General features: G+C 65.0%; 19 protein-coding genes. 6 read left to right on the top strand and 13 right to left on the bottom strand.

Annotated features, from left to right (window positions below; all coding sequences use genetic code 11):
* Window positions 1-3: 3 nt before the first annotated feature.
* Window positions 4-912, top strand: a complete 909-nt coding sequence (locus JQ635_RS08335; protein WP_211409374.1) for a LysR family transcriptional regulator — start codon at window positions 4-6, stop codon at window positions 910-912.
* A gap of 111 nt (window positions 913-1,023) precedes the next feature.
* Here the strand turns inward: JQ635_RS08335 and JQ635_RS08330 are convergent, their stop codons facing one another.
* Together JQ635_RS08330 and JQ635_RS08325 are read right to left on the bottom strand one after the other, a co-directional pair.
* Window positions 1,024-1,644, bottom strand: coding sequence for a TetR/AcrR family transcriptional regulator (locus JQ635_RS08330; RefSeq protein WP_211409373.1), 621 nt, complete (start codon window positions 1,642-1,644; stop codon window positions 1,024-1,026).
* Window positions 1,645-1,714: 70 nt separating this feature from the next.
* On the bottom strand, window positions 1,715-2,242 hold the full coding sequence (locus tag JQ635_RS08325) for a PaaI family thioesterase (protein WP_211409372.1): 528 nt from the start codon (window positions 2,240-2,242) through the stop codon (window positions 1,715-1,717).
* A 155-nt stretch (window positions 2,243-2,397) separates the two neighbouring features.
* Between JQ635_RS08325 and JQ635_RS08320 the strand changes: the two genes are divergently transcribed.
* From JQ635_RS08320 to JQ635_RS08310, 3 genes are all read left to right on the top strand, one after another.
* A complete protein-coding gene (locus tag JQ635_RS08320) occupies window positions 2,398-3,168 on the top strand; it encodes an enoyl-CoA hydratase (protein WP_211409371.1) in 771 nt (256 codons plus the stop codon).
* A 208-nt stretch (window positions 3,169-3,376) separates the two neighbouring features.
* Window positions 3,377-4,573, top strand: coding sequence for an acetyl-CoA C-acyltransferase (locus tag JQ635_RS08315; RefSeq protein WP_211409370.1), 1,197 nt, complete (start codon window positions 3,377-3,379; stop codon window positions 4,571-4,573).
* Between the two features lie 110 nt (window positions 4,574-4,683).
* Window positions 4,684-5,973 (top strand): MFS transporter, encoded by a 1,290-nt coding sequence (locus tag JQ635_RS08310; RefSeq protein WP_211409369.1) that lies wholly within the window; start codon window positions 4,684-4,686, stop codon window positions 5,971-5,973.
* 42 nt (window positions 5,974-6,015) lie between these two features.
* On the opposite strand, the gene leuD is transcribed toward JQ635_RS08310, so the two are convergent.
* From leuD to JQ635_RS08285, 5 genes are read right to left on the bottom strand one after another with little or no spacing between them, the layout of a single operon-like run.
* The gene (gene leuD / locus JQ635_RS08305) at window positions 6,016-6,642 is read right to left on the bottom strand and encodes a 3-isopropylmalate dehydratase small subunit (protein WP_211409368.1); all 627 of its coding nucleotides are present in this window, start codon (window positions 6,640-6,642) and stop codon (window positions 6,016-6,018) included.
* Window positions 6,639-8,036: a 3-isopropylmalate dehydratase large subunit gene (leuC, locus tag JQ635_RS08300; protein ID WP_211409367.1), complete on the bottom strand. Its 1,398-nt coding sequence runs from the start codon at window positions 8,034-8,036 to the stop codon at window positions 6,639-6,641. Before leuC ends, leuD begins: the two co-directional genes overlap by 4 nt.
* 3 nt (window positions 8,037-8,039) lie before the next feature.
* Window positions 8,040-9,035, bottom strand: a complete 996-nt coding sequence (locus tag JQ635_RS08295) for a Bug family tripartite tricarboxylate transporter substrate binding protein (protein ID WP_211409366.1) — start codon at window positions 9,033-9,035, stop codon at window positions 8,040-8,042.
* Between the two features lie 47 nt (window positions 9,036-9,082).
* A complete protein-coding gene (locus JQ635_RS08290) occupies window positions 9,083-10,297 on the bottom strand; it encodes a CaiB/BaiF CoA transferase family protein (protein ID WP_211409365.1) in 1,215 nt (404 codons plus the stop codon).
* Complete coding sequence (locus JQ635_RS08285; protein ID WP_211409364.1) at window positions 10,294-11,253, bottom strand: hydroxymethylglutaryl-CoA lyase; 960 nt, start codon at window positions 11,251-11,253, stop codon at window positions 10,294-10,296. The genes JQ635_RS08290 and JQ635_RS08285 overlap by 4 nt, the downstream gene beginning before the upstream one ends.
* 124 nt (window positions 11,254-11,377) lie before the next feature.
* Here JQ635_RS08285 and JQ635_RS08280 point away from each other — a divergent pair, with 124 nt between their 5' ends.
* Entirely contained in the window at window positions 11,378-12,352 is a 975-nt protein-coding gene (locus JQ635_RS08280) for a LysR family transcriptional regulator (RefSeq protein ID WP_211409363.1), read from the top strand.
* Between the two features lie 86 nt (window positions 12,353-12,438).
* On the opposite strand, the gene JQ635_RS08275 is transcribed toward JQ635_RS08280, so the two are convergent.
* The 6 genes from JQ635_RS08275 to JQ635_RS08250 form a co-directional block, all read right to left on the bottom strand.
* Complete coding sequence (locus JQ635_RS08275; protein ID WP_211409362.1) at window positions 12,439-13,104, bottom strand: TadE/TadG family type IV pilus assembly protein; 666 nt, start codon at window positions 13,102-13,104, stop codon at window positions 12,439-12,441.
* Complete coding sequence (locus JQ635_RS08270) at window positions 13,104-13,664, bottom strand: TadE/TadG family type IV pilus assembly protein (RefSeq protein ID WP_211409361.1); 561 nt, start codon at window positions 13,662-13,664, stop codon at window positions 13,104-13,106. Before JQ635_RS08270 ends, JQ635_RS08275 begins: the two co-directional genes overlap by 1 nt.
* An 11-nt stretch (window positions 13,665-13,675) precedes the next feature.
* On the bottom strand, window positions 13,676-15,085 hold the full coding sequence (locus JQ635_RS08265; protein ID WP_211409360.1) for a TadE/TadG family type IV pilus assembly protein: 1,410 nt from the start codon (window positions 15,083-15,085) through the stop codon (window positions 13,676-13,678).
* Between the two features lie 382 nt (window positions 15,086-15,467).
* On the bottom strand, window positions 15,468-15,962 hold the full coding sequence (locus JQ635_RS08260; RefSeq protein ID WP_211409359.1) for a hypothetical protein: 495 nt from the start codon (window positions 15,960-15,962) through the stop codon (window positions 15,468-15,470).
* 277 nt (window positions 15,963-16,239) lie between these two features.
* The gene (locus JQ635_RS08255; protein ID WP_211409358.1) at window positions 16,240-17,799 is read right to left on the bottom strand and encodes an acyl-CoA carboxylase subunit beta; all 1,560 of its coding nucleotides are present in this window, start codon (window positions 17,797-17,799) and stop codon (window positions 16,240-16,242) included.
* Window positions 17,729-18,703, bottom strand: coding sequence for an IclR family transcriptional regulator (locus JQ635_RS08250; RefSeq protein WP_211409357.1), 975 nt, complete (start codon window positions 18,701-18,703; stop codon window positions 17,729-17,731). Before JQ635_RS08250 ends, JQ635_RS08255 begins: the two co-directional genes overlap by 71 nt.
* A 95-nt stretch (window positions 18,704-18,798) precedes the next feature.
* Between JQ635_RS08250 and JQ635_RS08245 the strand changes: the two genes are divergently transcribed.
* A complete protein-coding gene (locus JQ635_RS08245; protein ID WP_018645731.1) occupies window positions 18,799-19,020 on the top strand; it encodes an acetyl-CoA carboxylase biotin carboxyl carrier protein subunit in 222 nt (73 codons plus the stop codon).
* The last annotated feature ends 48 nt before the right edge of the window (window positions 19,021-19,068 follow it).

The raw sequence follows: 19,068 nt of genomic DNA, 5'->3' as shown, positions 1-19,068 counted from the left end.
AAAATGCTGGATCAAGGTCACATCGACTGGGACGACTTTCGCTTCGTGCTGGCCATCGTGCGGGGCGGCTCGGTGTCGGCTGCGGCAAAACAGCTCGGCGTCGACCATGCCACGGTGATCCGCCGCGTCGACCGGCTGGAAAAGCACCTCTCGGCCAAGCTGTTTGACCGGCGCAAGACCGGCTATCTCCTCACCGAGGCCGGCCAGCGCGTCGCCGACAGCGCCGAAGCCATGGAATCGACCATCGTCGCCAACCAGGAACAGGTCGGCGGCTCGGTGGCGCGGCTGACCGGTACGGTGCGGATCGGCGCCCCTGATGGCTTCGGCACCGCGTTCCTGGCACCGCGGCTGGCGCCGTTCGCGGACCGCTATCCCGATCTCGACCTGCAACTTGTGGCTACCGCGCGGCTGTTCAGCCTCTCCAAGCGCGAGGCCGACATCGCGATCAGCCTGACCATGCCGAAGGAAGGCCGCATCGTCGGCCGCAAGCTGCTCGACTATCGCCTCGGGCTTTATGCCGCCCCGGCCTATCTCGACCGTTTCCCGAAGATCGCCTCGCGGCAGGACCTGCCGCAGCACCGCTTCGTCGGCTACATCGAGGAGCTGCTGTTCACGCCGGAGCTCGACTATCTGCCGCAGGTGTCGCCACGGATCTCCGCGCGCTTTCGCAGCGCCAATCTGATCGCACAGCTCAACGCCACCCTCTCCGGCTTCGGCATCGCGGTGCTGCCGCATTTCATGGCGAGCGACTATCCGCAGCTGGTGGCCGTGCTGCCGGAGGAGATCTCGATCACGCGGACGTTCTGGATGCTGATGCACGCCGACAGCAAGGATCTCGCGCGGATCAGGGCAGTGGCGGATTACATCTGCGAGATCGTGGAGCGCGAGCGGGCGCTGTTTGCGGGTCGATAGCGCAGGTCTCGTAGGGTGGGTTAGCGAAGCGTAACCCACCATCTTTCTTGCCGCGGCGACAGAAGTGGTGGGTTACGCCTTCGGCTAACCCACCCTACGGCACCGCGGCACTCAGTTCTGCTTCGCCTTCTTCGCGGCCGCCACCTTCGGCTCCCGCTTCGCGCCGCCCAGCGCGCTGTCCCGGCCCGCCTTCAACACTTCGTCCGACAACTCGCTGGAGCCGGCGATCCGCGCCAGCAGCATGGTGCCGGCCATCGTCGCCAGCGTCGCGATCGCTTGCTTGCGGGCGGCCTTTCGCGGGACGTTCGGGATATAGTCGGTCATCATCTCGATCATCTCGTCGAGCTTGCCGGCAAACGCCTTTCGCGTCTTCGGGCTCTCGCGGGCGATCTCGGCACCGAGCGCAGGGATCGAGCAGCCATGACCGGGATTGTCGCGGTGCAGCGTCGAGAGATAGGCCTCCGCGATCAGCGCCAGCCGCTTCTCCGGCGAGGCCTCGCCGGTGATCTTGCGCCAGTGCTCCATCGAGCGGTCCATCGCATAACCGAAGGCCTCGATCACCAGCGCCTCGCGGGAATCGAAATGCGCGTAGAAACCGCCATGGGTCAGGCCCGCCTCCTTCATGAGGTCGGCGACGCCGATGCCGTGCGCACCCTTCTCGCGCAGCCGCACCGAGGCCTTCTTCACGATCCGGTCGTGGGTTTCCTGCTTGTGTTCCCGGGAATAGCGCATGGACGTCTCATTGCATGTCGGAGATCATCTCATAACACAGAAATGGACTAGGCGGTGGATTAATTCGTGTTCAGACATTGCCGATCATGGAAAAGGTTGCAGTTGCATGGACCGCGAGCGCGCCCTTGCCGTCGCGGACGAACCCCTCGGTGTAGCTGGTCTGGCGCCCCAGCTTGATGATCTTGCCTTCGGCCGAGATCAGCCCGGAACGCACCGACAGCGGCCGCAGGAACGTCATTTTCAGATCGAGGGTCACGGACGACTGCCCCGCCTCCAGCCGGGTCGAGATCGCGCAGCCCATGGCTGTATCGATCAGCGCCGCGGCGGTCGCGCCGTGCAGCAGGCCGATGGTATTTTCGAGATCCTCGCGCGGCTCAAGTTCCATCACGATCCGGCCTGGCTCGACCAAGGCCATGGTGAAGCCGATCAGTTTTGCGAAGGGCGGCGGCGGCAGCCGGCCGTCGCGAATGCCCAGCATCGCGTCCATGCCCGACAGGCCCATTGCCACTTTGGCAACCGGTGCAGGAACCTGCCAGTCCACCACGCGCTCGCGCCGCTGCGCCGGCGAAAACAGGTCGAGTTGATCGTTACTGGTCATGACGGCCTCATTGAATGATGTCTGTCATACTATGTCACGGACTTCGCGCTGGCAACTCCGCCTGTCCTGCCCGCTTGACAAGCAGCACGTTTCGGCTCGGAAGTGACGCCGACCGGCGCGCATCGCGCCTGTCCACGAAACCTTCGAGATCCACGATGGAAATGCTCAACAACCACTGCGGCATCACGCGCGATGCGCGCGGCGTCGTTCATGTCGCGATCTGCAACGCCGGCCCGCTGAATATCCTGGGCTCGTCCGTCACCGACGCGGTGCGCGAAGGCCTGCAGCAGCTCTCTTCCGACCGCAGCATCCGCGTCGTGGTGCTGCGCGGCCAGAGCGAGAAGAGCATGATCGGCGGCGCCGACATCAAGGAGATGGTCAGGCTCGACCAGAAATCCGCAGAAGCCTTCATCAGCCGCCTGCGCGATCTCTGCGAGGCCGTGCGCCAGTTCCCTGCCCCCGTGATCGCGCGCATGCCCGGCTGGTGCCTCGGCGGCGGACTCGAGGTCGCTGCGGCCTGTGATTTCCGCATCGCCGCGCACGACGCCCATTTCGGCATGCCGGAGGTGCGCGTCGGCATCCCCTCGGTGATCCACGCCGCCCTGCTGCCGCGCCTTATCGGCTGGGCCCGCGCGCGCTGGCTGGTGATGACGGCGGAGAACATCGACGCAGCCACGGCGCTGGCCTGGGGCATGGTCGACAAGGTCGCGCCCGAGGGCGGCCTCGATGCGGAGATCGAGCACCTCGTGAAGGCCTTGCTTGAATGCGGCCCGGAGGCGCTGCGGTCGCAGAAGGCCCTGCTGCGGCAATGGGAGGAGTTGCCGCTGACGGAGTCGGTGAATTTGAGTGTGAAGGTGTTCGGCGAGTCCTTCCTGACGGACGAGCCGACGCGGCTGATGCAGGCGTTTGTGAACCGGAAGCGGTAGGTTCTGGGCAGCAGTAGTCTCCGCATTAGCAGCCCGCCACCACACCAACCGTGTCACGCCCCGGACTTCGCGGGGCATGACAGCTGTGGGCTCACACGACCAAATCTCATGCGAACCGCAAGATTTTCTCATCCCTGCCGCGGTTGCATTTTTTGCGCCGCATCATATGATGACCATAATCTTACATTCACCGCCAGGGAGTTCCGTCATGGCCGAAGCCGCCGATCCCGTCGTCATCGTCTCCGCCGCCCGCACCCCGCTCGGCCGCTTCATGGGCGAATTGTCGCCGCTCCCCGCGCACAAGCTCGGATCGCACGTGATCGGGGCGGCGCTGGAGCGCGCAAGACTTTCGCCTGAGAAGGTCGACGAGGTCTTCATGGGCTGCGTGCTGCCGGCCGGACAAGGCCAGGCGCCGGCGCGCCAGGCGGCACGTAGCGCCGGTTTGCCAGACGCCACCGGCGCCACCACGGTGAACAAGGTCTGCGGCTCCGGCATGAAGGCGACCATGCTGGCGCACGACATCATCCGCGCCGGCTCGGCCGAGATCGTCGTCTCCGGCGGCATGGAGAGCATGAGCAACGCGCCCTATCTGTTGGCAAAGGCGCGCGGCGGCTATCGCGTCGGCCACGACCGCATCATCGACCACATGATGATGGACGGCCTGGAAGACGCCTACGAGACCGGCCGCTCGATGGGCGATTTCGGCGAAGCGACCGCGGAGGCCTATCAGTTCACCCGCAAGGACCAGGACGCCTACGCGATGGAGACCCTCAGCCGCGCCCGCAAGGCGGTCGAGGGCGGCGCATTCAAGGCCGAGATCGCGCCGATCACGCTGGCCGAGAAGGCAGGCCCTCGCATCATCGCCAACGACGAGCATCCGCTGAAGGTCGACCCCGCAAAGATTCCTGGACTGAAGCCGGCGTTCCGCGCCAACGGCACGATCACGCCGGCGGCCTCCTCCGCCAATGCCGACGGCGCTGCCGCGCTGGTGCTGACGAAGCGCTCGCTTGCCGATCGGAACGGCCTGCCTGTTCTCGCCGAGATCAAGGGCCACACCACCCACAGCCAGGAGCCGCAATGGTTCACCACGGCGCCGATCCCGGCGATCCGCAAGCTGCTCGACAAGGTCGGCTGGAGCGCGGGCGATGTCGACCTGTTCGAGATCAACGAGGCTTTCGCCGTGGTGGCGATGGCGGCGCAGCGCGATCTCGGCATTCCCCGCGACAAGCTGAATGTCAACGGCGGCGCCTGCGCGCTCGGCCACCCCATCGGCGCCACCGGCGCGCGGCTGATTGTGACGCTGCTGCACGCATTGGAGGCGCAGAACCTCAAGCGCGGCGTCGCAGCCCTCTGCATCGGCGGCGGCGAGGCTACCGCGATCGCTGTGGAGCGATTGGCGCATTAGCGCCAATGTCCGAAATTGAGGGAAGTCTTGGCATTTCAGACTTCCCTCAACTGTGCCAGATAGCAAGGATGACGCGGGTCCCGTGGGCTCGCCAACAAGATTGAGGACCAATGATTTCGAACTGGCTCGCGGCAGCACTGTCCCGCCGCAACATCCATTATGGCTGGGTGATGGTCGGCGTGACCTTCCTTGCCGCGCTGATCAGCGCCGGCACGGTCGGCGCGCCCGGCGTGTTCATCGTTCCCCTGCAGAAGGAGTTCGGCTGGAGCACCGCGCAGATCTCCTCCGCGCTGTCGATCCGCTTCATCCTGTTCGGGCTGATGGCGCCGTTCGCCGCCGCCCTGCTCAACCGCTACGGCCTGCGCAATGTCACGCTGACCGCGCAGCTCATCGTGGTCTCGGCGCTGGTGCTCTCGCTCGGCATGACCGAGATCTGGCAGCTCATCGCGCTGTGGGGCGTCGTGATCGGCATCGGTACCGGCATGACCGCGCTGGTGCTGGGCGCCACCATCGCCACGCGCTGGTTCGCGGCACGACGCGGCCTCGTGGTCGGCATCATGACGGCGAGCGTCGCCACCGGCCAGCTCGTGTTCCTGCCGCTGCTCGCTAGCCTGACCGAGCGATTCGGCTGGCGCCTTGCACTCGGCTTCGTCTGCATCATGCTCGGCGTCTCCGCGCTGGCGGTGCTGCTCGCGATGCGCGACCGGCCGAGCGACGTGGGCTTGCGCCCCTTCGGCGACGAGGGCACCGAGCCCTTGCCCGCCCCGCCGATCAACCACGGCTCGATCACGGCGGTGGCGCTCGGCACGCTGCGCGACGCCTCGAAGTCGACCGCGTTCTGGATCCTGTTTGCGACCTTCTTCGTCTGCGGCGCCTCGACCAACGGCCTCGTGCAGGTGCACCTGATCCCGATGTGCCTCGACTTCGGCATCCCGCAGGTGCAGGCCGCAAGCCTGCTCGCCGCGATGGGCATCTTCGACTTCTTCGGCACCATCATGTCGGGTTGGCTGTCGGACCGCTACGACAACCGCTATCTGCTGTTCTGGTACTACGGCCTGCGCGGGCTCTCGCTGATCTTCCTGCCCTTCAGCGATTTCTCGTTCTATGGGCTCTCGATCTTCGCGATGTTCTATGGACTCGATTGGATCGCGACCGTGCCGCCCACAGTCCGCCTCACCGCGCAGAAATTCGGGCCCGAGCGCGCCAATCTGGTGTTCGGCTGGATCTTTGCCGGACATCAACTCGGCGCCGGTACTGCCGCGTTCGGCGCCGGTTTCTCGCGGACGGTCTATCAGAGCTATCTGCCTGCGTTCTTCATCGCCGGCGCGCTCTGCGTGTTCGCCGCGCTGATCGTGCTGGCGCTGTCGCGGCAACCGAAGCTTCAGCCCGCGGTGGCCTGAAGCTAGTACCTGATCGTGGTGGTGACGCCGAACACTGCGGCGTCACCGATCCGCGAGCCATGGACAAGCTTCGGTGAGGCGACGCTGCGTCGCTGCGATGTCCGGGACGTACTGCGCCGTCAGCGCGAATTCGTCCACGCCCTGGACGATCATCTCCAGACCCATCTCGTCCGCGCTGAATGAGCCAATGGCCTGATCGTCGATTGCGATGTGACGTGCGACGAGGTCGATCGACATTTGCGGCGGACGGGGGCGGCGCAACTCCCCCACAATGCGGGCATGGGTCGCGGCATCGACGGTCGCAGGCAGCAGATGGTTCTTGTAGGCGTTCTGCTCGAAGATCTCGGCAAAGCTCTTCGCAATGACCGCGCGGAAGCCGTAGTCCAACAGGGCCCATACGGCGACTTCACGCGAGGAGCCGCAGCCGAAATTCTCGCCGGCAAGCAGGATCGGCCCGCCTGCGAATTGCGGCACGTTCAGTACGAATTCCGGCTTGAGCTGCCCAGCAGCGTCGAAGCGGAATTCGTGGAAGAGGACCTCGCGCAACCGGTCCCGGCCGCCGCCGTTGATCCGCTTGTGAGGTGCCGCCGGGACAAGGGCGTCGGTGTCGACATTGTCCCACAGCAGCGGAACGGCAACGCCTTCAATGCTGGTGAGCTTGCTGGTCATGCGAAGGTCCTGACATCCGTGATCGCACCGTTGACGGCCGCGGCGGCAACCATCGGCGGGCTCATCAGATGCGTAATCGATCCCGGGCCTTGCCGGTTCTCAAAGTTCCGGTTCGAGCTGGAGGCGCACCGCTTGCCGCGGCCGACGACGTCGGGTCCCAGCGCCGCGCAGAGCGAGCACGCGGACTCGTGCCATTCGAAGCCTGCCTTGCGGAAGATCCGGTCGAGCCCCTCGGCCTCGGCCTGCCGTTTCACGCCGGATGACCCCGGGACCACCAGTGCGCGCACGGCCGGCGCGACCTTGCGTCCGTCGACGACACGCGCGGCTGCACGAAGATCGGAAAGCCGGGCATTAGTGCATGAGCCGATAAAGGCGACATCGATCGGGGTCCCCAGGATGGGTTTGCCCGCCTCAAGATTGGCGTAGACCAGCGCCCGCTCCCATCGTGACCGCTGCGAGCGGTCCCTCGCCGTCCCGGGATCAGGGACGGCGCCATCGATGGAGATCGCATCTTCCGGGCTGGTGCCCCAGCTCACCATGGGGGCGATCGAACGCGCGTCGATGGCGTACTCCTTGTCGAAAGGCGCGTCGTCATCGCTCGCAAGATCGCGCCAGGCGGAGACTGCAGCATCGAACGCGGCCCCCTTTGGCGTTCGTGGACGTCCTTCGAGATAGGAGAAGACCGCATCATCAGGTGCGACCAGTCCGATCCGGGCGCCGAATTCGATGGAGAGATTGCACAGCGTCATCCGCTCCTCGACCGAGAGGGAGCGGATGGCGCTGCCGGCATATTCGACGGCGCAGCCGGTGCCGCCATCCGTCGAGAAACGCGAGATGATCGCCAGCGCAATGTCCTTGCCGCTGACCCAGGGATCGAGAACGCCGTTCACGGTCACGCGCAGCGATTTCGGCCGCGGCAGCCAGAGCGCCTGATAGGCAAGCGCATGGGCGATCTCCGTGCTGCCGATCCCGAAGGCGATCGCCCCCAGCGCGCCGTTGGTGCAGGTGTGGCTGTCGCCGCAGACTGCCGTCATGCCCGGAAGCACGGCGCCCTGCTCGGCGGCGACGACGTGGACGATGCCCTGCGCGGGATCGCCGAGCCCGATCAGGGGAATGCCGCGCTCGGTCACCTCGCGCCGGAACGCGCGCACCGTCGGCGCCATGACGGGATAGGTCTCTTCGGTCCGGCCCGGCGCGGTCGCGACGGTGTGATCGATCACCGCCAGGGTGCGCCCGACATCGGCCATCGCGAGGTTGCGCTCGCGCAGCGTCTCGAAGGCAGGCAGCGAGGTCATGTCGTGGAGAAAGACACGGTCCAGCGTCAGCAGGTCCCGCGTCCCGTACGTCCTTGCCGTATGGGGTTGCCAGATCTTCTCGAACAGCGTCCGCGGCATGCCCTACTCGCCCGTGATGCCGAGCGTGCGGACAAGCTCGCCCCGCGCCTTGTAGTCGATCTCGATCTGGCGCTTGAAGTCATCCTGGCTGCCGCCCATCGCGACCATGCCCTGCTTGTCGAGCCATGTGCGCATCGTCTCGGTCGCAAGGATCGCGTTGATCTCCTTGTTGAAGGCCGCGATCACCGGCGCCGGCGTCTGTTTCGGCAGCATCAGCCCGATATAGCTGATGATCTTGAAGCCGGGATACGTCTCGCTGATGGCCGGCACGCCCGGCAGCAGCGGGTAGCGCTGCTCCGACGTGAAGCCGAGCAGCTTGATCTGGCCTGCGGTCGCCAGCGGCTCCACGGCCGTTGGCGCACCGAAGATCAGCGGTATCTGCCCGGCCAGGAGGTCGCTCACGGATGCCGCCGTTCCCTTGTAGGGAATGTGGGTCATGGTGAAACCGCCCGACTTCTGCAGCATCTCGCCGGCGAGGCGATGCGGCGTCGAGGCGCCGGCGCTGCCAAAGCTCAGTGCCTGCGGTTTCTGCTTGCCGAGAGAGACGAGCTCGGCGACGGAATTGGCCGGCACATCCTTCGCCGCGGCCAGCAACAGCGGCGACCAGGCGACGCTGACGACGGGCTCCATCGCCTTCGATAGGTCGAAATGGTTGCTGGAGGCAAGGTGCGGATCGATGGTGAGCATCGCATCCGTCACCATCAGCACCGTGTATCCGTCCGGCTCCGCCCGCGCCGCCGCCTGCGCAGCGATCATGCCGTTGGCGCCGGTCTTGTTCTCGATGACGACGGAGATCTTGAAGGTGTCGCCGAGCTGCTTGCCGATGATCCGCGCCAGCGCGTCGGCCTGGCCTCCCGCGGAATAGCCGACCAGCATCGTGATCGTTCGGGCGGGATAGGCTTGCGCCCTCGCAGGCTCCGCCATCGCAGCCAGCCCAAGCAGCGCGATCGCGGCTGCCGGAATACGCGCCTTCCAACGAAGCAGCATGCGGGACATCATGATCCCTTCCCTCCCTGTTGCAGATGGTGGCTCGGCCACTCTTCTTTTTATGCAGGCACGTTCGCGGACACGCCCAATATGCCGGCGGTGCGGAGATCGGCGATCGCGCGCGCCGAATATCCGGCCGCGCCGAGGATGTCGTCGGTGTGCTCGCCGACGCGCGGCGGCTGGCGCTCGAGGCCCGGCCGTTCGCGCGCGTCGCCGAACTCGACGGGCAGCGCCGGAATTCCAACCAGCGGTCCGCCGCCAAATCCGGCGATGGCGGTTGCCAGCAGTCCGCCATTGGCCAGCAGATGCGGATCGACCGACAGCTCGTCCGGCCGCCCCACCCGCGAATAGGCCACGCGGGCGGTTTCGCATTTGGCGAGAATCTCCTCGAGCGGCAGTCGCGTGATCCGCCGCTCCAGCTCGGGAAGCATCCATTCGCGCGCCTCGCATCGATTGGCGTTGCCGAGCAGCCTCGGATCGTCGCGCCAGTCGTCGAAGCCGAACGCGTCGCAGAAGCGCTGCCAGTGCCCGTCGGAGGTGCACCCGATGAAGACCTGGCCGCCATCCGATGCCGTGAAGACGTCGTACACGCCCCAGGCATTCTTCCGGGCCGGCATTGGCGGCATCGGACCGCCGATCACCGCGCTGCCGACGACGAGCGCACCGAGCATGAAGGTCGCGCTTTCGAACAGCGAGCTCGAGACCTTCTGTCCGACGCCCGTGACGTCGCGTTCGCGCAGCGCCGACAATGCCGCCACGACGCCGAAGACGCCGCCGAGGATGTCGATCACGGGCGCGCCCGCGCGCAGCGGCCGGCCGGGCGGTCCCGTCATGTAGGCAAGGCCGGATTGCATCTGCACGACTTCGTCGAGGGCTCCCCGGTTCTCGTAGGGGCCTTTCAGAAAACCCTTCATCGAGAGGTACACGAGCCGCGGGTTGATCTTGCGCAGATCGTCCCAACTGCATTTCAGCCGCTCGATCGTCCCGGGTCCAAAATTCTCCAGCACGACATCGGCATCCTTGACCAGCCGGTGCACGATCGCCTGCCCCTCCGGCCGCTTCAGATCGATCGCGATCGAGCGCTTGTTGCGGTTGTAGGTCGCGAAGAAACCGGCAGCGAACCCCGGCAAGCGCCGGGTCGGATCGCCGTCGGCCGGCTCGATCTTCACCACGTCGGCGCCGAGATCGGCGAACAGAACGCCCGCGCACGGACCCATGATGGTATGGCCGAAATCGAGTACCTTCAGTCCGGTGAGCGGCTTTGCGGAGGTCATGCGCCGGCCCTCCGCCGCAATGCAGCGAGCGTGCCCGATCGTAGTGCTGCGCTTGGCAGCCGGTGTCCGACGATCCGCTCGGCAAGCCGCCCGGCCTCGATCAGCGCCTCGATGTCGAGCCCGGTTGCAATGCCCATTTCCTCGCACAGCAACGCCAGCTCTTCGGTGGCGATGTTGCCGGGCGCACCCGGCTGGCCCGCGAACGGGCAGCCGCCGAGCCCCGCCACCGCGGCATCGAACGCGGCAACGCCAAGTCGCAGCCCCTCATAGGCGCAGGCGATGCCCTGGCCGCGGGTATCGTGCAGATGCAGCGCGATCCGCAGATCGCTCCAGCGGTCGCGCACAGCCCCGACGGCCGCGGCGACCCGGCGCGGTGTGGCCCATCCCATCGAATCCGCGAGAGACACCTCGCGCACCTCGATGCCTGCTTCGCGTGCGATCGCGAGCCCGTCAGACACGGTCTCGACGACCTTGGCCGCCGGCACGTCTCCGCCAAAGTTGCAGCCGAACGCGGCCATGACGATGATCTTCGCGATCGGCACGCCCGCCTGGCGGTGCGCGCGCACGTAGTTTCGCATCGCCTCTATCTGCCCGGCACGATCGCGGTTGAGATTGCGAAGCGCGAATGGCTCGGAGGCGCTCAGCGAGATGAACCCCGCGAGCGTGAGCTTTTCCTTGAACGCCAGGGCGCGCTGCAAACCGCTGTCGTTGAACCACAGCGCCGTGTACGCGACACCTGCGCGGAGGTTGAATCCCGCAACAACCGCCTCGGCGTCGGCCCAGCCCGGCACGTGCTTGCGATTGACGAAGGACGCGACCTGGATGCGCGAGAGACCGGTCGCCGAGAGGACATCGATCAAGGCAACCTTGTCCGCGGTCGCGATCGGCCCTGGCTCGATCTGAAAGCCTTCGCGCGGCCCCTCCTCGGTGATGACGATCCTGTTCGGCAGGTCCATGCCGCGACACTCCCGGAGCTGTTTTTATTGGTTCTGGCCGGAGCTTGCCGGACGCCAAGGCATCTGACAAATATAATATGAAGATCGTCGTGATCTGATTATTAGATCGATAGGGAGCAGTGCCATGGCGCTGGGGTTGCGGCAGATCAGGTACTTCATCGCGATCGCCGACGCCGGCGTGCTGTCGCGGGCCGCCGAGAGCCTCAACATCGCGCAGTCCGCACTCAGCCATCATGTTGCGGCGCTCGAAGCCGACCTCGGCGTAAAACTGCTGGAACGGCGGCCACGCGGCGTCGCCCTGACCGCGGCCGGCCGCCGGCTCTACGAACATGGCAGCGCGGTGCTCGCAAGCCTCGGCAAGGCCGAGGAGGACGTGCGGACCTATAACGAGGCGGCAACGGGACCGGTGAGCCTCGGCCTCAGCCACACCGCGATCTCGATGGTCGCGCTCGATCTGATGAAGGCGGTCCGCAAGCACTCCCCCGGCGTGCACCTGACGGTCGTCGAGGCGCTGTCACCGGCGCTGATCGAGCGCGTCCTCTCGGGCACGGTCGATCTCGCGCTGGCGTATAATCCGCAGCGCGATACCCGGCTGGATGTGGAGTGGCTGCACGAGGAAGACCTCTTCCTCGTCGGGCATCCGAGCCTGATCGGCCGATCCTCCGGTCCGGTTCCCTTCTCCGCCATTCCGCAGAAGAGCGTGATCGGGCTGACGCCGCTGCCGGCCTCGCGCGCCATCATCCAGACGCAGGTTCTCCGCAACCAGATCGTCCCGAGCGAAACGCTCGAGGTCGATTCCCTGTCGGCGCTGCGCATGGCGCTCGAAGCCGGACTCGGATGCGCAATCCTCTCCCGCGCCACGGTCCTTGCAGATCTCGCGGCGGAGAAATATCACGCACGCCGCATCGTCGATCCGGCGCTGTCGCGTTCCCTTGCGCTGGTCGCACTCGCTGACCGGCCACAGACCAAGGCCTTCCTCGAGGTCCGCAAGACCGTGACGGAGGTCGTCCGCGCGGCCGTGAGCGAACGACGATGGCCTGCTAAGCGGAGCGATCGGCAGCGCAGCCGCGCCGGCTCCGGCGAGGCCAAGGCGCGTTGAGATCAGGATGAGTCCTCGTCGCCTCTCGATTTGTCGTTCGGGGATGATCTTTCCGGAAAGCCGCTGCGCGCTATTCGGGACGGGCCTCAGCAGCTCTTCTGCTGCAGATGCTGGATGCAGGTGCAGACCGGCGTCGTCGAGGAATACTTCACGTCGTAGTACGGAAAGCTCGACGAGGTCGGGCTGTTCGTCGAGCAGCGCGGGAACAGATAATAGCTGTCGCTCAGCTTCACGGTACCGGCGATGGTGTAGCCGAGGTTCGTCGTGTAATCATAGGTCACCTCGCTCAGAATGAGCGAGATGTTCTTATTACTGGGATTGTTCGGGTCAGGTGCGGTGAACGACGACAAGGTCATCGGATCGCCCTTCTTTCTCGCCGCCGACGTATTGGTCGACTCGCTCCATTGTACGGTCGCGTTTCCACTGCCGTCGGTGGAGACTTGAGACACCGTGATCGTAATGAGCGAAGCCCCGCTGGAATCCTTGACGGCATAAGGCGCCATGATTGCCTGCGCCGAGCCAAGAATGGCCTGCATGCGGGCCGTGCTGATTGACGTGTTCTGTGTGACCATGTCGGCGACACTGTGCGCGGTGGCGCTGACCTTGACGTTCATCGCCAGCCCGTTGCCGAGCTCGACGCCGCCGACGTAGAGCACCAGCATGAACGGCGCCACAATGGCGAACTCCGTCGCGGCAACAGCGCGGACATCGGTCAGCAGGCGCCGAGCGCGGGACGACAAGGCGGCGATCATCAGGAAGCTCCTGGCTCGTTCTGGAACGCGGCCGATGACATGAGCAGCCGGTTGCCGGTCGAAAGGTTCGAGAGGTTGAAGCCGAGCGGCCCGAGCATCACCGGCCATACATACATCACCCGGAGAACGACGATGTCGCCGGCATCTCCCGGATTGTACTGCCAGGCGTTCGTGACGGCTCCCGAAGCGTTGAAGGTCAAGGTCGGCATGGCCGTGTTGGCGCCGGACCACGAATTGGCCACCTGCAGGTCAACCATCAGACCACTGCAGGTGAACAGGATCGAGATCTGATCGCAGACCTTCTGCTTGAAGGCGGCCTGGGTCATCTGCGCAGACTGCACCTGCCCGGTCATGACCAGGCGCGCGGATTGACGCGCGATGTTTTCGAGCAGCTGTTGGGCAAAGAAGACGAGGAACGTCTGAAGGAGTGCGATGATGAGGGCGAGGAACGGCGCGGCGACGAGCGCGAATTCGACGGCCGTGGCCCCGCCGCGATCCGCGGCGAAAGCCTTGCTCCGATTGCGGCGTCTCTTGGTTGTGGCAACACCCGCCCCCGTCATGGCGCTTTCCTCTACTGCACGAGGCTTGCTGTGCTGGAAGCGACCTTGATGAAAAGGTCCTTCAGCGCTTCGTTAATGTCCCCGCCGCTCTGAACACTTTTATAGAAACCAGGCGAGGCGCATGCTTCTAGGTTTTGCGCAATCTTGCCGGTTGAGGACTTAGGCTGGTCGTACTTGTCGATCCAGGTCATGTACCAATTATCCGTTTTCTGGATACCGGTGGCGGGATCGGCGATGAGCTGCAGATACTCGGTGTAGAGGACGGCGATCTTGATGCCCCGGTCCTTGATGGTCTTGCACATCGTCGTGTCGAGTGGCTGCTGGCATCGACTGTTGGAGGCGAAGCTCGCGTTGGGGCAAGTCGCGGAGATCTTGTCTTCGACGCCGTCGGTGACAAGGAACACCACTTCCTGCGGCGTATCGTTCGCCGCGTTGCTGCCAAGCCCGGGCGTGGGCATGATGTCGTTGATGCTTTTGAGCGCGCCGGCGATATCCGTGCCGTTGTCGGTCTTGCAGTTGGTTGTCGGAACGACGCAGTTCTGGTAGGCGACCGGCATCAGCGAGATGTTGTTAACCTGGGCTCCGGCGAGGCTCGGGGTGGTCAGCGTGGCCAGTGTGTTCAAGCTCAAGTCGAACGTATAGAGCGCCGCCTTGTAGGTGGTGTTGTTCAAGGCCGCCATGCACTGCATGACGCCCCCCGAAATGCCCGACTGCGGGCAGTTCGACCATGTATTGAGCAACTGGTTGACGGCACTCGTCACGAGATCGATCCGCAACGTGATATTGTTGGCTCGTGCGATCGCGAGGTTATCCTTGGTCCCACCATCGTGAGCGATATTGGTTTGATGACAGGCGAAGCCGCAATTCTGCGAGGCCCCTGCTGACTGGTACGCGGGGGCGGTGTACTGGATGAGCTTGCTGATGTCCTTCGCGGACGCGCCGATGCCCATGGACGGCGAGTCATCCATCAGCAGATAGAAATTCATGTTGGGCGCGCTGGACGCCTTTGCCGTCGCCGAACCGCCGATCTGCCAGGTCTGCTTGCCGAGCACGCCCGGAAAATTGTTGACCGAGTCCGCCGTGTAGGACACCGTGATGCTCCGCGAGAGCCCGGAATCGGTAACCGTGATCGTCGGCGTCGGCACCGCCGCCAGACCGGAAAGATTCGCCTTTGCCGCGAACACGGCTGCTGCGGTCGCCTTGACGGCCGTGGCGTCGCTTTGAGTCAGCATCGCCGGCCGCACGGCTGCGATCGCAGCCGCGTCGGCGGCCGCGTTCAATTGCTCGCGCTTGCGCAAGGCCAGCGTGTAGTCCAGCGTCATGCCCAGCAAAAAGATGATCGGAACCATCATCAAGGCGAAGATGATGGCCACGTTAGCCTTTCGGTCTATCGCGAAACGAAGCATTGCGCGGCGGAGCATTGCCCTTAACCCTGATTGCCGTCGTTGCGGCGGCGACACGTCCCAAAACGGGTGTGATCAGAGCGGATTGAAGGGGTTTTCCACCTCATCACGGGGGGAACTATGGGGATGGGCTTCTTAATCAACGCTTACGGGCAATCCAGAAACATGGACTGCAACAAATTGAGACGTGTCTTATTGAGAAGGCATCATTAACGCCAATTAAACAGGTTCCCGGAGATTGCAGCGAGGGGATGCAGGGACGCGTAATACGGACGGCCCCCGGTCGCCGCGGCCCCGAGGCGCGCATCAAGGACATGGCGGTATGGGGGCGCCGAACAGCCCTGCTCCAATAGATAGCGCGCCGAAACGCGAGGCGCCTCCGCGTAGGCGGAGATCGAGGTCACTTCGCTTCCTTGTTCAATTCGATTGCGACCTCCGACATCCAGGAGCCGGGAGCTTCCATCAGGAAGGACTGATGAGTGGCCTTGGTCTGGATCGTCACCAGCGCGGCCACCGTGTTTCCTTCAATCCGGGCCTCGATCAGGCCATCCTTGTTCGTGCCGTAGACCTTGCCGCCCTGGCGGTATTCGCTCTCGAACCAGTTTCCCGAAAGCTCCGTCCCGCTCTGCTCGATGTTGGCGGACAGGACCATCTTGTACGCATCGCTCGCGCAGCGCAGGTCCAGTGTCAGCGACCGTCCGGGCCGCGTGACGTTGTACGCCACCTTGCAGCGAACCTTTTCACGCGGGCCGTCCGACGGCTTCATCGTGCCGATGCCCGACCATGCGCCGGCCAGGCCGTCGAACACCGGCTCTGCCCGCAGCGGGCTCGCGCCGACGAGCACAAGGCAAATCACGCCGACACCGATACGCCCGGACATGGACTTCAATAGCATCTGCCAATCCTGATCCGTAAAATCCGGGCGCGTCCTACCCGCGAACAGCCGCGGGATGTTGGCGAAGATGTTTACAAATGTTGCGGAGATTGCCCGAACGTTGCCGCGCCGAGGAATAAGCTCGGCTTTACGAACCCGTCATTGCGAGCGCAGCGAAGCAATCCAGAATCTTTCCGCGGAGGGACTCTGGATTGCTTCGCGGAGCCTGTCATCGGGCCGCGCTTCGCGCGGACCCGGTGGCTCGCAATGACGGTGGTGTTCGCCGCGACAGCCGGGCCTAGGGCCTGATCGAAAAATTCTCCGGCGGGCCGAGCTTCCGCAGTGGCTCGGCCAGCCGCGCGAACTCGCACAGCAGCGAGCGCGTCTTCCGGGGGTCGATGATCTCCTCGATCCAGAATTTTTCGGCGGAGCGGAATGGCGAGCGCAGCTTGTTCAGCCGCTCCTCGATCTCCTTCAGTTTTGCGGCCTTGTCCTCGGCCGCGTCGATATCGGCGCGGTATGCCGCTTCAATGCCGCCTTCGAGCGGCAGCGAGCCCCAATAGGCCGAGGGCCAGGCGTAGCGGATCGAGAAGCGGTCGGCGGGCTGATGCACGACACCCGCCACACCAAAAGCGTTGCGCAGGATCACGGTGCACCAGGGCACGGTGGTCTGGTTCACCGCGGCCATGGCGCGGACGCCGTGGCGGATGGTGGCGGCCTTCTCGGCGTCGAGGCCGATCATGAAGCCGGGGCAGTCCATGAGATAGACCACCGGCAAATGGAAGGTCTCGGCGAAGTCGACCCAGCGCACCACTTTCTGGCAGGCATCGGCTGTCCAGGAGCCGCCGTAATGAAAGCTGTCGCTCGCGAGCACCATCACCGCCCGGCCCTCGAGCCGCGCTAGGCCCACGATGATCGGCTTGCCAAAGTTCTTGGCGACCTCGAAGAACGAGCCCTTGTCGACGACCGACTCGATGATGGGCCGTATCTTGTAGACTTGCTTGCGGTTGCGCGGCACCGCGTTCATCAGCGCTTCGTCGCTGCGCTCGGGGCTGTCCGTGCAGGGCAAGGTCGGCGGTAGCTCGTAGACCGACGACGGCAGGTAGGAGAGGAAACGGCGCGCGCAGGCGAACGCCTCCTCTTCGGTGTCGACGGCATGATCGACCGCGCCCGCGCGGGTCTGGATCTCGGCGCCGCCGAGCTCCTCCTTCGAAAGGTCCTGCCCCAGCGCCTTCACCACCGGCGGGCCCGCGACGAACATCGCGGACTTCCGGGTCATGATGGAATAGTGGCTGGCGGCAAGACGCGCAGCGCCGAGCCCTGCAACCGAGCCGAGCCCGAGCGCGACCACGGGTACGCGCGCCAGGTTTTCCGTCGTGAAGCGGTACCAGCGCGTGCCGCCGATGCCTCCCGGCAAATTGGCTGCGCCCTTGGTCTCGATGGTCTTGACCGAGCCGCCGCCGCCGGAGCCCTCGATGATGCGGACGATGGGCAGGCGGAAGTCGTGCGCCATCTCCTCCGCCATCAGCGGCTTGGCGGAGATCGACGCATCCGCCGAGCCGCCGCGCACGGTGAAATCGTCACCGACCACGACGACGGTGCGGCCGTCGACGCGCGCGCGGCCGAACACGCAGTTCGCCGGCGTCAATTTCTGCAGTTCGCCGCTGGAATCGTACTCACCGATGCCGGAGACGGCACCGATCTCATGGAAGCTGCCTTTGTCGATCAGCTTGTCGATACGCTCCCGAACAGTCAGCCGGCCCTGGTCATGCTGTCGCTTGACCTTGTCAACGCCGCCCATCTCCCGCGCGAAGGCTTCGCGCCGGGCGAGCTCGTCGAGTTCCGGCTTCCAGTTCATTCACTCCCTCCGAATTGATCGGCTTGTTATTGTTGTGCACGGCCATCGCGACCGGCTTGCGCGAGATGCGGTTGTTGAAGACGTCGCCTTCCGCGCCTTCCATCAGGCTGCCGAGCGAACGGCCGAGCGCGAGCATGAGCGGAGCGACCTCGTCATGCAGACGCTGCTCGTCATACATCGCGGAGAGAAGACCGATCGTGATGACGACGAAGGTCTGGTATTGCGGCGACCAGATCGGCACCGCGAGGCCGTTGATGTGCGGGCTCCACAGGCCGCAGGCCACGACATAGCCGCGTTCGCGCAGCGACTGCCGGTTGGCCTCGATGCGAGGCTTGAGGATCTTCGCAGCCTCGGGCGCTTCGCGCTCCATCTCCGCGATGAAGGCATCGCCGATTTCCGGCGCCAGCGCCGCGGTGTAGGCCGCGCCTGCCGCGGTCGAGGCCATCGAGATGCGGCTGCCGGTGCCCTCGTGCAGGCCGAGCGCAGAAGCCGAGCGCGCGAACTGGAGATAGACGAGATGGAAGCGGTCAGGCACGACGAAGCCCACCGTGCCGGGCAACTGCTCGGCGACTTCCTGCAGCCGCTGGCGGATCATGCTGCGCAGCTGCGCGCCCTTCATCATCGAGGCGCTCATCGCCACCGCGCTCGGGCCGATGCGATATTTCTGATCGCGCGGCAGATACACCAGCTGGCCCATGCGCGTCAGCGTGTGCGTGAGCCGCGACACCGTCGAGCGCGGCAGGCCGCAGCGATTTGAAATCTCGAGATTGCCGAGCCGCGCCTCATGGCCCTCGAAGCATCGCAACACATCGAACGCGCGCGACACCACCTGGATGACATCACCCTCGCCGGCTTCGCCAACGAGCGCACCTTGCCTACTCAACCGCTCCGAACGTCGTCCCATGATCCCTACCGTTATGTTCCGCTCTGCGGAATTAAATTCCACTTGCAGACGACGCTACCTCAGGCATTTTGCAACGACAACAAAAAGGCGATGGCATGCCAGAAATTAAGATCGTCACGGAGGTCGCGGGTCGTATCTGCGCAACTCCCGTGCAGGTTGGAGGAACCGTTGCGGATGGTGATGACGTTGTGGTCGTCGAAGCGATGAAGATGGAGATCCCGGTGCCTTCGCCCGCCAGCGGAACGATCACATCGCTTCTGGTGAAGCTCGACGATCTCGTTGCCGAGGGACAGGCGATCGCGATCGTCGCGAACTGACTGCGTTATCCCTGGTTTCCGCGACAATCTGTCAGTCGCATTCCTGCA

The sequence above is a fragment of the Bradyrhizobium iriomotense genome, from assembly GCF_018130765.1.
Lineage (GTDB): Bacteria > Pseudomonadota > Alphaproteobacteria > Rhizobiales > Xanthobacteraceae > Bradyrhizobium > Bradyrhizobium iriomotense_A.
The sequence above is the reverse complement of the archived record's forward strand: the minus strand, read 5'-3'. Positions and strand labels throughout refer to the sequence as shown.